The following is a 13952-nucleotide window of genomic DNA, read 5'->3' on the forward strand; positions in this document are numbered from 1 at the left end:
TTTTTTTATTTCATTTTCAAAAATGAACTTACAAATTACATTTACCCTTCTTATAGTATATAAAATCACGAAAAATTTGTGACGAAGTCATAAAGATTGACTATTGATACTTATTGCAGTTAAATGTAACTAAAGAAGTTACATTTAAGGTGGGTAGATATGAACTTAGAATTCAACATTGCGGTACATGTGTTAAGCTTTCTTACTAAGCACAAAAACGAAAAATTTAATAGTAAGGAATTGGCGGAATTAACTTGTCTTAATCCCGTGCAGTTAAGACGTGTCGTCGCTAACTTAAGCGACCAGCAACTTATCACTACAGTACGTGGTAAAGATGGCGGATACAAAGCTAATCAATATACATCTACAGTGAATTTAGCTGAGTTATATCAACAATTCGTTCTCGCTAGAGATAATAATCAACGCGTTTACACTGGAGACCGCAACAGTCACTGTGACATTTCTAAACATATTGCACAGATAATGGCTCGATATCGTGATGAAGAAATTCAACTCATTTTAAATTTCTATCGTAACAAAACAATTCAAGATGTCTTAAACGACATTTTGCAGGAGGTAAACCAAATATGACATCTTATGACCTTATCATCATTGGATTTGGTAAAGCAGGTAAAACTTTAGCATCTTTCGCAGCCGGACAAGGACAGCACGTCGCACTTATAGAACAATCATCTAAAATGTATGGCGGTACATGTATAAATATTGGATGTATTCCTTCTAAAACATTAGTGCATGACGGTATCGAAGGAGCATCTTTCGATGAAGCATTTTCAAGAAAAAATGAAGTAGTGAATGCATTAAATAAAAAGAATTATAACAATTTAGCATCAAAAGACAATATAGATATATTAGATTATAAAGCGTCTTTTGTTTCTAATAATGAAATTGCGTTATTGGATCATGCAGGTAATGTAAAAGATAAAATCACAGGGAACAAAATCGTCATTAATACTGGAGCTCAAGCAAATATACCAAAAATTGAGGGTATAAAAACTACTAAAAATATATATGATTTTCAACTGGATTATTAAATATTAATTTCCAACCTAAAGACTTAGTCATTGTGGGTGGTGGATATATTGCACTCGAATTTGCTTCAATGTTTAGTAATTTAGGAACACAAGTGACTATATTAGAACATGGTGATGTGGTAATGCCTCGTGAGGACCGAGAGGTGGCTGACCTAGCACTTCAAGATTTGCAAGACAAAGGGATTTCAGTTCATACAAACGTTGAAACAACTGCATTTTCTAATGAAGGCGACTCAACAATCGTTCATACCAATCATGGTAAATTCAAAGCTGATGCAGTGTTACTAGCAACTGGACGTAAACCTAACACCGATGGATTAGGTCTAGAGAATACTGACGTAAAAATGGGTCAACGTGGTGAAGTACAGGTAAATCCCCAACTTCAAACTTCAGTTAAACATATCTATGCAGCTGGGGATGTTAAAGGTGGCTTGCAATTCACTTACATTTCTCTTGATGACTTTAGAATTCTTCGTTCCCAACTCTTCGGAGATGGATCGCGAACAACTGAGAATAGAGGCAACATTCCTTATACAGTATTTATCGATCCACCTCTATCAAGAGTTGGTCTCACTGCTGCTGAAGCAGAAGCACAAGGTTTTAATTTCCTGGAAAATAAAATCTACGTAAATACAATACCTCGACATAAAATTAATAACGATTCAAGAGGTATTTTCAAAGTTGTACTAAATAAAGATAATGGCGAAATATTAGGTGCAAGTTTATATGGAAAAGAATCAGAAGAATTGATTAATCTAATCAAATTAGCGATAGATCAGCATATCCCATACACAGTACTAAGTGAAAATATCTATACACACCCAACTATGGCCGAATCATTCAACGATTTGTTTTTAGAACCACTTTGATTTTTAATCATTAGTGGTTCTTATACAGTAGATCCCTATCTACTGTGTTCCTACTAACACTTTGATTTTTAATCATTAGTGGTTCTTATACAGTAAATCCCTATCTACTGTGTTCCTTTTTACACTTTGATTTTTAATCATTAGTGGTTCTTATGCAGTAGATCCCTATCTACTGTATTCCTTTTTACACTTTGATTTTTAATCATTAGTGGTTCTTATGCAGTAGATCCTTATCTACTGTGTTCCTATTAACACTTTGATTTTTAATCATTAGTGGTTCTTATACAGTAAATCCCTATCTACTGTATTAAAACTCTCACTTTGGATTTTATCAAAAAAGGAACTGCGCTACGTTAGTTCCTTTTTTTTAGTATTTATCTATTTAGCCGCTTTACGTTTTTCGAGTTTCTCTTTAAGTTTGCGGTCTTGCTCTTCTTTACGGCGTTTACGTTCTTCATTACGTTTTCTTAAACGCTCTTCTTCCTCAGGATCACGTGGTTTCTTCAATTGTTTAATGACCTTCTCCATTAACTCTTCTTCAGTTAAAGCAGCAAGTGGGCGATTATTAACGAATGCAAAGGTCTTACGTCTTCCCGGACCACAGTATGACTGACAGCCAATCTCAATTTCCGCTTCAGGATCTAATTTTTCTAATTTCTTTTTCAACGTTTTAATATTAACTGCCTGACATTCATCGCAAATCAGAAATTTATTCTGCATCTTGCTACCCACCTTTCTATTATTAAATCAGCTCATATCATAATCATTTCTCTATATAACTCTAATTATTTTACTCTTTTTGCTATAAATTTCAAGTTGATTTAATCGATAATATACACCATATAAAAAAACAACCTTTAATAAAGGCTGTTTTTATTACTGTCCATGATAAATCCTAAATTTTAATGGTTTAATTCCTTGCGCTATCCATTCATCATAAATTAACTGTTTATCAATGATAGTGTTAATAATTGTTATACCACAATCACCGCCACCAGCGCCAGATGTTTTAGATGCGCCACCGTGTTTCTCACCAATGTCACATAATTTCTTAAGTTTATCTGTTTCTATATCAACTGTTGCTTCAACATCCATTGATTGAATAACACGACGATTTTGTCGTATCATCTTTTGAACGCCTTTGATATTATTAGTCTTAAACGCTTGAATTAAACTTTCTACACAATCATGTGATCGATCTAAAAATTCACCGTAGAAACTTGGGTCAGATTTTAGACGTTTTACTTCACTAACCAAATGTGGTGATGATGCAGGAGAACCTGTCCATCCAATTAAAACTTCCATATTTTCTGGTGCCTGTAATGGTTCAATATGAAGTCCTGGCCAGTTTTTTTCTAACACGTCATTTACAGATGTTTCTTCCATCTGTTGCTTAACCCAATCATGATCGAATGTACTATAAGCAAGCCAACCGCTGTATACACTCACTGCTATATCCCCACAAGAACTCAAACTTTGTAATTTCATATTAGCTATAACTGCTAATTTATAGATATACAAATTCGAAAGTTGCATGTCATAAAACTCATTCAATACTTTTACAACTGAAACTAAAACAGCAGCACTTGATCCTAAGCCATACTTCTGGCCAGAATCATCAGCTAAATTACTATCAATCGTTAAGTGGAAATGTTTAAGTTTGATATTGCAACTGCGTGCATATTGTTCAAATACCTCGATAGCAGTAACTACATATTTCAATTGCTTAGCAGCTTGCACATCAGAAATTTCAATTTTATCTTCATTACGATCAAATTTTACAGGTTCGTAATGTAATGTTTTGGAATGAATACTTCCCTCAACTTCATTAGAGGCTTCTATTGTTGCTGTAACAAATCTGTCTACTGCAATAAGGACAGATTTATAGCCTGGTTCTGTTACAGCATATTCACCTGCGACATAAAGTTTTCCGGGTGCTTTGACCTGTATCATTCTATCTCTTCCTTACTTAATAATTTCAACGCCAGTACTAATAATATCACTTACAATAATTTGCGATTCATCAAATTCTTTTAAAAATTGTTCAACGACAGCTTGTTTATTTTTCTTTTCAACTAACACTTTAACATTTGGTCCTGCGTCCATGGTGAAATAACAAGGCAAGCCAGCTTCACGACACTGATGGACGACAGCCATCGCATCGTAACTTTCTTGAACCAAATATGTAAATGGCGGTTGTGCACCTAAATTTGTAGCATGCATTCTTAAACCATTTGCTTCTATAACTTCACCTAAATGTTTGAAATCTTTATTTTTTATTGCTTCTTTTGTCTCAGCTAAATCTTGATCAACATGGTCAAGCCAATATTGATAGAAACGAGATGTTTCTCTTGTTAAAGACATCCCTGAACGACTTGAGACTTTTTTTGATTGGTTATTGATTACTACAAAAATCATAGAAAGATCTTTTTCCCAATCATTAGCATCAATAGCATGAGCATAAGAAGTCGCATCATCATGACCTTTCTCCCATTCAGCAAAGCCTCCGTAGATACTTCTTGAAGCTGAACCAGAACCTCGACGTGCTAATCTAGATAAATCCTTGCTTGATAAACCTAATTGAAGTGCTTCATTACAAGCAGCTGCTAATGCAGCGTATGCACTAGCCGATGAAGCTAATCCAGCCGCTGTAGGAACAAAATTATTGCTTTCAATTTTAGCATGTAAATCTGTGGCAGCAACATCTCTCACGATATCCATATATTTTTGGATTTTAGTTGTTTCTTTAGCATCAACTTCTTCCCCGTTTAGAATAAGTTGGTCTTCAGTTAGTGACGCGTCAAACGTTACTTGTGTTTCAGTATAAAAACGTTCTAGCGTGACAGATAAACTATTATTCATCGGAATAATATATGATTCATCAGCTTTACCCCAGTATTTGATTAACGCAATATTTGTGTGCGCACGTGCTTTGCCACTTTTCACCAATGGTTCACCCTCCTAAATGTTCAATCCACGTATGTGCTGCGCCTGCTTTTTCAACAGCTGCTACGATCTTTTTGGCAGTTTGTAAATCTTGCGCAAGAAGAAGCATGCTACCGCCACGTCCTCCTCCAGTAAGCTTACCAGCGATAGCACCATGTTCTTCACCTATTTTTAATAGTCTTTCTATTTTATCATGGCTAACGGTTAAGTGTCTTAAGTCTTTTTGGCATTGATTAAATATATCTGCAAGATGATTAAAGTCATGTTTTTCAATAGATTCACTTGCTTCATGAACAAGAGATCCAATATGTTTAATATGGCTCAAGTATTCAGGGTCTTCACACAATCTATGAACATCTTCTACTGCCTGTTTAGTCGATCCTTTGACTCCAGTGTCTATAACTATCATATAACCATCAAGTTGAAGTGATTTAAGGTTTTCAACGTGCCCTTGTTTGAACCATACAGGTTTATTAGAAACTATAGTTTGTGTATCAATCCCACTTGGTTTACCATGTGCAATACGTTCTGCCCAATTTGCTTCCTTGATTAATGTTTCATCATCTAAAGGTTCTCCCATGAAGTCATAACTAGCTCTAACAAATGCAACAGCTACGGCTGCACTTGAACCTAGTCCTCTTGAAGGAGGTAAGTTCGTTTGGATTTTTACAGAAAGTGGTTCTTTTACACCACTTCTTTCTATAAAACGATTAATGATAGACTTTAGATGTTCAGGTGCATCATATAACATGCCATCATATACATCACTTGTAATAGAAGAATAGTTACCTTCCTCCATACTTTCGATTAATATTTTTATTTTACTAGCATTAAATGGGATGGCGATTGCTGGCTGACCAAATGTTACTGCGTGTTCACCTATTAGAATAATCTTTCCGGTAGACTCCCCGTATCCTTGTCTCGTCATGTTTTCTCACCTTTTTATATACCTTATATATACTTTAATTCATTGACACTATCTGATAATTAATTTGAAAAATAATTTTTATTACGTATAAATACGTCTATATTTAGACATCATTGAAATTACTATTTTAGCGAATTTTACAATTGTGTTGCCACTGTTTAACGATGCAATATTTTAATATCAGTATTTTTTAACTACAAAAGAGTATAATAACTCTTTTCTTGATAACTAACAATACTTTAATAGTATAAAACTCTTAAATAGAGTTATCAAAATTATGAATTATATTTACCTTTAACTTCGATTATGTAAACATTTAATAAATTTTAACTAAAGTTTTCTAAAATTTTCCACCTTACATATGATACTACAAAAAGACCTGGGAATATATATCTATAACTAATGATATAAGAATTTATTCTTTATTTGATAATACAAGTAGAGAAGGTCTACAAATCGAGTTTTTTGTAGACCTTCTCCTATTCACTTACTCATCTATTTAAAATATTCTTACGCACGCTTTACAAATCTAATTTTTGATGCATTTTTGCATTTCGTTCGATCATTTTTTCAAAATAACCTTCATATCGTCGCCATTCATCTTCAGTGACTGGATCCATATTTAATTGAGCACCTAAATCTTTCAGTGCATATAAAAGTAAAAACATTACATCTTGAACTTTAATGTCTTTATTGAGTAACGTCTCTAATGAAGCCATAGATTCAGGATCAATATTAGGGAAACGAAACTTGGTTGTTTCTCCTTTGAGTGCGTGTTGATAAAAGTCTCTCATCATAGCAGCACGCTTAGAACCCGATCCTTCTACACAAAGATAGATTTGAACCGCTATACCTCCACGTACACGTCTTTGAGAAATACCAGCAAATTTCTTGCCATCAATACTTAAATCGAATTTACCAGGACAATAAGATTGTTCAATTTCATGTGTGTGAATATCTACATCTTCGTCTTCAAACATCTTACATATCAATAGATACATTACTGTGAAAGCTTCATCTATAGTTGTTTCAGTTTGTCCTTTAAATATTAAAGAAATATTAAGCACACCTTGGTCCAATACTACGCCAAGTCCACCTGAATTTCTCACAATGGCATTATAGCCTACTTCATTTGTTAAATAACGTATGCCATCACTTAAAAATGGAAGTCTTGAATCGTGTATACCAAGGATAACTGTATGTTGGTGAATCCAAGTTCTTACTACATTACATGATAAGTCTTTCCCAACACTTTCAGAGAATGTATCGTCAAATGCAAAGGATTGCATGGGTTCCAGACCCGTTGAATGATCCACATAACGCCACGGTATTTGGTTAAAATATTTACTTGATAAATCCATTATTGTAGTGATTGAGCTGCAGTAATAATAGATAAGTTATAAACATCTTCAGTTGAGCATCCACGTGATAAGTCATTAACAGGCGAATTTAGACCTTGAAGAACAGGACCAACTGCATCATAACCACCTAAACGTTGTGCAATTTTATAGCCAATGTTACCTGCTTCAAGACTTGGGAAGATAAACACATTAGCGTCTCCTTGAATTTTAGCGCCAGGCGCTTTTTTCTCAGCTACACTAGGGACAATCGCAGCATCAAATTGGAATTCCCCATCAATCACAACATTTTCAATATTATCAGATTGAACTTTTTCTTGAGCTAATTTTAATGCTTCTTGAACTTTAGTCACGTCGTCTGATTTAGCAGAGCCCTTTGTAGAGAAGCTTAACATTGCTACTTTTGGTTCCATACCAAAGCTTAGTGCAGACTTAGCACTTTCTTCAGCAATTTCAGCTAATCCTTGAGCATCTAATTCAGGGTTGATGGCACAGTCGCCGAAGATATATTGCTCGTCATCTTTAATCATAAAGAAGATACCAGAAGTCTTAGATACACCTGGTTTAGTTTTAATAATTTGTAATGCTGGACGTACTGTATCACCAGTTGAATGTGCAGCACCGCTTACTAAACCTGCGGCTTTACCAGTGTAAACAAGCATTGTACCGAAATAATTAACATTATCTAACATTTCTTCAGCTTGTTCTTTAGTCGCTTTACCTTTTCTACGCTCTACAAATTCATCTACTAATTCAGGTTTTAAATCACTTGATGAAGGATCAATAATTTCAATATTAGTTAAATTGAGAGATTTTTCTTCTGCTAAAGATTTAATTTTTTCTTCATTACCTAACACGATGGGTGAAACATAATCACTCTCTTGTAATTGCGTTGCTGCCGTTAAAACTCTTTCGTCTTCCCCTTCAGGTAATACAATTTTTACATTTTTTCCAGATAATTTTTCTTGTAATACATTTAATAAATCAGCCATAATGTCCTCCTCAATTCACATTCATAATAACGTTTACATTTCAAATTATACGTCATTTTGTAGTAGAATTCCATTTCACTCAATTGTAAACATTTACTTAGGAGTTCCTAGTTTGTTTATGATAAAATTTAACGTGAATTGATTAAGATTTTGAAGATAAGGAGCGATAACTATGAGTGAAGCAGCCGAAACTTTAGATGGTTGGTATAGTTTACATTTGTTTTATGCAATGGATTGGACTACATTTCGTTTAGTTCCAGAAGACGAGCGTGAGGCAATGATTTCTGAATTAAAATCATTTGTTGAAGATAAATCTAAAGCAAGAGATTCACACACAGGTGATCAAGCAATTTATAATATTACAGGCCAAAAAGCAGACCTACTATTATGGTTCTTACGTCCTGAAATGAAAGACTTAAATAAAATTGAAAATGATTTTAATAAATTACGTATTGCGGACTACTTAATTCCTACTTATTCTTACGTTTCAGTGATTGAATTAAGTAATTACTTAGCCGGCAAATCTGACGAAGACCCGTATGAAAATTCACATGTAAAAGCTAGATTGTATCCTGAACTTCCTCATTCTGAATACATCTGCTTCTATCCTATGGATAAACGTCGTAATGAAACTTATAACTGGTATATGTTACCTTTAGAAGAACGTAAGAATTTAATGTATAACCATGGCATGATTGGACGTAAATATGCCGGTAAAATCAAACAATTTATCACTGGTTCTGTTGGTTTTGACGATTTTGAATGGGGTGTGACATTATTCTCAGACGATGTATTACAATTTAAGAAAATTGTATACGAAATGCGTTTTGACGAAACTACAGCGCGTTATGGCGATTTTGGTAGTTTCTATGTAGGTCATATCTTAAATACAGACGATTTCAATGAATTCTTTAATATTTAATTTTTGACTGCAGAAAGCTATGAAGATATTTCTTCATAGCTTTTTTATATACTTAAAAATAGAAAAAGCACACTTCGGAGAACTCGAAGTGTGCCTTCCTAGTAGTATCCTTGGGAGAACTTTAATCACTACTACGTATTAAGTTAACTTCAGAGAATATACAGTCGCTACCCAATATATTCTTTGTAATCGTTAACTAATATTATTTTAACCATTTTGAAACATTTGAAACACGATAAAATTAAAAATATACACTTTTACCGAATAATTTCATGATAGGTTTAAAATTGAACTTATTTAAATAAATTAATTATATTTTAGTTTAACTTTCACATTTGCGAATAGGGTTAAAGTTTATGTATGTGGTCTTTTTTAATCACATCTACTATAATAATATTAAATTCAAAATATTTTAAAAATTGGTGATGTAATGACTATTGAATCAAATGAAACAGCTCATGAAAGTCTAATTAAAGATGTAGTCATGTTAGCTGCCCGAATATTATTAGAATCTGGCGCTGAGGGTACTAGAGTCGAAGACACAATGACTCGCATCGCTAGAAAGTTAGGTTATTCAGAAAGTAATAGCTTTGTAACGAATACTGTTATTCAATTTACGTTACATAATGAATCGTATCAGCGTTTATATAGAATTAAATCACGTGATACAAATCTTATAAAAATTTCTCAAGCTAATGAAATCTCAAGACAAATTACTAATGGCACAATTGATCTAGAAGAAGCTAAGAAAAAATTAGAAGATATTTATATAGCCAAGAGGGACAGTAGTCTTCCCTTCAAAGGTATAGCTGCAGCAATAATCGCAATGAGTTTTCTTTATTTACAAGGAGGACGTCTCATTGATGTAATTACAGCGATTTTAGCTGGGAGTTTTGGTTATCTAGTAGTTGAAATTCTTGATCGCAAATTACATGCACAATTTATACCAGAATTTTTAGGTTCATTAGTGATTGGTATTATTGCAGTCATTGGACATTCGCTTGTACCAAGTGGCGATTTAGCAACAATCATCATCGCAGCAGTCATGCCGATTGTACCAGGAGTATTAATTACTAATGCGATTCAAGATTTATTTGGTGGGCATATGTTGATGTTTACTACTAAATCTTTAGAGGCGTTAGTGACTTCATTCGGTATTGGTGCAGGCGTTAGCTCAATTTTAATTTTAGTTTAGGAGGCATGTAGAAAATGTTTTGGATATTGAATTTTGTATTTAGTTTTCTCGCCTCACTCTTCTTCTGTGTCATATTTGATGCGCCTAGGAAATTGTATCTATCATGTGGATTTGTTGGTGCATGTGGTTGGATGGTCTATATTCTATTCTTTGATGGGTTACAAGTTCACACTATCTATTCAAGTTTCTTTGGAAGTTTAGCATTAGGTTTATTAAGCCACTACATGGCACGCCATATGAAAGAACCAGTCATTATCTTTATGGTTACTGGTATTATTCCTTTAGTTCCAGGTGGACTTGCTTACGATGCTACTAAAAATTTAGTATTACTTCATTTCAGCAGAGCAATTAATACGATGCTTGAAGTAACATTGATTGCAGGAGCAATTGCTTTAGGCTTATTGTTTGCTGACCAAATCTCTAAAATAGTTATCTCAGGCTTTGATCGTACACGAAAAAAATTATAATTCCATATATATAGAATAAGCTCAAAGATGATTTTATTAATGTAAATCATCTTTGAGCTTTCTTTATTTCAAAACTATATTAAAGAAACATTTTTTGTATTAATTAAATTATTTCTTAGGTTCATCAACCATGTCTTCGACTTCATTTTCAGAACGGTTAAGAATTAAACGACTTAATTCGTCATTATCCATCTTCTTAAGCTTAGGATAGCGGATAAAGAAGAAGATAAGACCTATCACTAGCCAAATTGCTAAAGCAATGTAAGAAGGTCCTGGCAATGATGCAGGCGATCCTGGAATTAAGAGTAATCCTAAGAAGATAAATGATACGATTGAACCAATAATCGCAAACGTCTTATAAATAGGCGCGTATGTGTTGCTTTGTTTATCATAACTAAATAGTTTTGCTGCTGATAAACAAGTAATGAAGTATGCAATAGAGACACCTGTTGACGACATGTTAACAATCCAATTTAATGCATTACGTCCTAACCAAGGCGCTACTAATGCTACACCCACTAAGAAGATAATAGCAACATATGGTGTTTTATATTTACTATGCAATTTACTAAATACTGTAGGCATAATACCAGAACGTCCCATAGAGAATAAAAGACGACTTGAACTCATTAAGAAACCGTTGAGTCCTGTAAAGATACCCATTGCGATAGCAATAGCTAATACACCAAGACCAATGTAACCAAATGCTCCTTGCGTAACTGCACCTGTTAACCATAAGTTACCGTTGAGACTTTTAGAATGTGTGCCTAACCATCCAGTATAAAGTAACATGACAACATAAGTTAGTGCTGCTGCTAGTAAGCTATAAACAATTAATTTAAATGTTTTATTTGGTGCGAAATTAAATTCTTCTGCGGTTTGCGGAATGTTATCGAAACCTACATAAGCCCATGGTGCGATAGCCACAATCATGATAATAGATCTAAACCAACCTTTATCTGAATTAGCTAAAGGTTGTAAATTACTTAAGTCAAAGTTACTACCAAAGAATGAACCAAAGAACATAAGTAAGACAACGACAACCATTGCAATACAGAAATAATATTGAAGTGATCCAGATACACTCGCACCTCTAATTGAGATAATCATAAAGACTAATAATAGTACTGTTGCAATGATAATCTCCGTTATGTAGACATCCCAACCTGCAACTGTATATAACTTTCCATTATTTAAAACATTGGGTAATAGAAACTTAACTAATAAACTAAACGCTGTAGCATTTAGTGCTACGACGCAGACATAGCCAAATGTTAAAAACCAAGATGAAAAGAAACTTACATATCTACCGAAACTTAAGAAACTAAAAGCAAATGCTCCCCCTGAAACCGGGAATTTCTCAACTAACGCCCCATAACTAACGGCGATTAAAATCATTAATAACGCACCGATGACGATGCCTATAGAGGATGCAATAGGTCCTGATTGTTTAATCCAATCCCCTGGTAAAATAAAAGCACCCCAACCGATACATGAGCCGTAAGCAATTGCCCATACGAACTTTTCAGAAAGGTTTTGCTTAAGGTCACCTCTATCTACTTTATTATTTTCCATAAATAAAACTCACCTCGAAGGTATTCTATACCCGATTTGGTGAGTTTTTAAATATCAAAAATACTATTTTCTTTAGAATTTTAAGCTTAAAAATGTTTGTTAGTTATGAGTATTTAGCCTGCATATTTGAATGTAGCGATAATTAACATTAACCAACCTGCTATAAATAACACGCCGCCAATTGGTGTAATAGCACCTAAAATTCGAATTTGTGTAAGTGCTAAGATATATAAAGAACCGCTGAAGAAGACGATCCCGAAGAAAAGTAACCAACCTGCCCAATTAACATTAATAGCAGTAGTACCGCTAATTACTCCAATAATTAATAGTCCGAGACCATGATACATTTGATACATTGTCGCTTTTTCCCAAACAGACATGTATTTTTCAGATAATTTGTTTTCTAAACCATGTGCACCAAAAGCGCCTGTCCCGACAGCCATCATCGTATTGAGTGCACCTAGAATTATAAATAATTTCATCATTTCAATTGTGCTCCTTTATGTTTAAAAGTCGAAAATAGACTCGCCATTTCCTATATTGTCATCTGTAGTCATTAAATTTGAATGAGACGTATGTTCATTTTTCATTGATTGAGGTACTTTACCTCCCATTGCTTCAATTTCAGCAGCTGACACTTGATTTTTATTATGATTTGATTGATTCGATTCTTTGCGTTGCGAAGATAAAACTTGAGCATTGGATGCCTCATGCCTATCTTGAACCGAAGTTTGATTATCACTAGAAGTGTATAGAGAAGTTAATGTATGTATAGCATACATATGCTTTTCAAATTCAGCCTCAGTCTGAGCTTCATCCGCTTGCACTAATTCTTGTTCAATCAAATGAATCATTTTATCATTGCGCATCATTTATCACCTTAACCTTCGCACCAATTAATAGGGTCTTTTCCTTTAGCTTTTAAATATTCATTCGTTCTTGAATAAGGCTTAGAACCAAAGAAACCTCTAAAAGCAGATAATGGACTAGGATGAGGAGATTTTATAACTAAATGTTTAGATGTATCAATGAGTTTCTCTTTTTGTTGAGCAGGTTTGCCCCATAATATAAAAACAACATTTTCACGATGTTTAGAAACCGCTTCAATCACTTCATCAGTAAATGTTTCCCATCCGATATCTCTATGTGAATGTGCTTCTCCTTGTCTCACTGTCAGCACAGTATTTAATAAAAGCACACCTTCTCTAGCCCAATCTTGTAAATGTGGTGATACCCTATGACAACCAATATCATCTTCTAGTTCTTGGTACATATTTCGCAATGAAGGTGGAAATTTAGCATTAGGTTGCACTGAAAATGCTAAACCATGTGCTTGGTTAGGTCCATGGTATGGATCTTGCCCCAGTATAACTACCTTTATATTGTCAAACGGTGTTAAATCAAATGCTTGGTAAATATTCTTTCTATCTGGGTACACAATTTTAGTTGTATATTCTTTTTCTAGAAAATCGTGCATCTCCTGAAAGTCATGTTTTGACGTTATATCATGAAAAACTTCTGACCATTTCATCGCATTCACCTCTCGACATATTTTAACATATTCAATGATAAGAAGTTATGAAGATTAAATTACTACTTCAAAAATGTAAACCTATAATATTTAAAAGTTTACAATATAAATATTTTT

General features: G+C 33.8%; 14 protein-coding genes and 1 pseudogene. 5 read left to right on the forward strand and 10 right to left on the reverse strand.

Annotated elements, in window-relative coordinates; genetic code table 11:
* The first annotated feature begins 159 nt into the window (after positions 1-159).
* Together hypR and merA are read left to right on the forward strand one after the other, a co-directional pair.
* Positions 160-591 carry a redox-sensitive transcriptional regulator HypR gene (hypR, locus tag MHI13_RS16380; RefSeq protein ID WP_002433086.1) on the forward strand — a complete coding sequence of 144 codons (432 nt, stop codon included), beginning with the start codon at positions 160-162 and terminating at the stop codon, positions 589-591.
* A pseudogene (gene merA / locus MHI13_RS16385) lies at positions 588-1921 on the forward strand (hypothiocyanous acid reductase MerA). Before hypR ends, merA begins: the two are co-directional and overlap by 4 nt.
* 378 nt (positions 1922-2299) lie before the next feature.
* Here merA and MHI13_RS16390 read toward each other — a convergent pair.
* From MHI13_RS16390 to pta, 6 genes are all read right to left on the reverse strand, one after another.
* A complete protein-coding gene (locus tag MHI13_RS16390) occupies positions 2300-2641 on the reverse strand; it encodes a DUF1450 domain-containing protein (RefSeq protein ID WP_002433135.1) in 342 nt (113 codons plus the stop codon).
* 156 nt (positions 2642-2797) lie between these two features.
* Positions 2798-3874: a phosphomevalonate kinase gene (locus MHI13_RS16395; protein WP_002433171.1), complete on the reverse strand. Its 1077-nt coding sequence runs from the start codon at positions 3872-3874 to the stop codon at positions 2798-2800.
* 12 nt (positions 3875-3886) lie between these two features.
* A complete protein-coding gene (gene mvaD / locus MHI13_RS16400) occupies positions 3887-4870 on the reverse strand; it encodes a diphosphomevalonate decarboxylase (RefSeq protein ID WP_002433277.1) in 984 nt (327 codons plus the stop codon).
* A 4-nt stretch (positions 4871-4874) separates the two neighbouring features.
* Positions 4875-5795 (reverse strand): mevalonate kinase, encoded by a 921-nt coding sequence (gene mvk, locus MHI13_RS16405; RefSeq protein ID WP_002433365.1) that lies wholly within the window; start codon positions 5793-5795, stop codon positions 4875-4877.
* A 521-nt stretch (positions 5796-6316) separates the two neighbouring features.
* Complete coding sequence (locus tag MHI13_RS16410) at positions 6317-7156, reverse strand: lipoate--protein ligase family protein (protein ID WP_002469905.1); 840 nt, start codon at positions 7154-7156, stop codon at positions 6317-6319.
* The gene (gene pta / locus MHI13_RS16415; protein ID WP_002433310.1) at positions 7156-8145 is read right to left on the reverse strand and encodes a phosphate acetyltransferase; all 990 of its coding nucleotides are present in this window, start codon (positions 8143-8145) and stop codon (positions 7156-7158) included. Before pta ends, MHI13_RS16410 begins: the two co-directional genes overlap by 1 nt.
* A gap of 172 nt (positions 8146-8317) precedes the next feature.
* Here pta and hemQ point away from each other — a divergent pair, with 172 nt between their 5' ends.
* The 3 genes from hemQ (at position 8318) to MHI13_RS16430 (ending at position 10729) form a co-directional block, all read left to right on the forward strand.
* The gene (gene hemQ / locus MHI13_RS16420; RefSeq protein ID WP_002433460.1) at positions 8318-9067 is read left to right on the forward strand and encodes a hydrogen peroxide-dependent heme synthase; all 750 of its coding nucleotides are present in this window, start codon (positions 8318-8320) and stop codon (positions 9065-9067) included.
* Between the two features lie 430 nt (positions 9068-9497).
* The gene (locus MHI13_RS16425; protein ID WP_002432978.1) at positions 9498-10262 is read left to right on the forward strand and encodes a threonine/serine exporter family protein; all 765 of its coding nucleotides are present in this window, start codon (positions 9498-9500) and stop codon (positions 10260-10262) included.
* 14 nt (positions 10263-10276) lie between these two features.
* Entirely contained in the window at positions 10277-10729 is a 453-nt protein-coding gene (locus MHI13_RS16430; RefSeq protein WP_002433140.1) for a threonine/serine exporter family protein, read from the forward strand.
* 108 nt (positions 10730-10837) lie between these two features.
* Here MHI13_RS16430 and MHI13_RS16435 read toward each other — a convergent pair whose 3' ends face one another.
* The 4 genes from MHI13_RS16435 to MHI13_RS16450 form a co-directional block, all read right to left on the reverse strand.
* On the reverse strand, positions 10838-12304 hold the full coding sequence (locus MHI13_RS16435) for an APC family permease (RefSeq protein WP_064210399.1): 1467 nt from the start codon (positions 12302-12304) through the stop codon (positions 10838-10840).
* 113 nt (positions 12305-12417) lie between these two features.
* Positions 12418-12786, reverse strand: a complete 369-nt coding sequence (locus MHI13_RS16440) for a DUF423 domain-containing protein (protein WP_162488584.1) — start codon at positions 12784-12786, stop codon at positions 12418-12420.
* A 24-nt stretch (positions 12787-12810) separates the two neighbouring features.
* Positions 12811-13173: a DUF5327 family protein gene (locus MHI13_RS16445; RefSeq protein WP_002433511.1), complete on the reverse strand. Its 363-nt coding sequence runs from the start codon at positions 13171-13173 to the stop codon at positions 12811-12813.
* Positions 13174-13184: 11 nt separating this feature from the next.
* The gene (locus MHI13_RS16450) at positions 13185-13835 is read right to left on the reverse strand and encodes a uracil-DNA glycosylase (RefSeq protein ID WP_002433321.1); all 651 of its coding nucleotides are present in this window, start codon (positions 13833-13835) and stop codon (positions 13185-13187) included.
* Between the last annotated feature and the right edge of the window lie 117 nt (positions 13836-13952).

The organism is Staphylococcus sp. FSL K6-0223, from assembly GCF_038008285.1.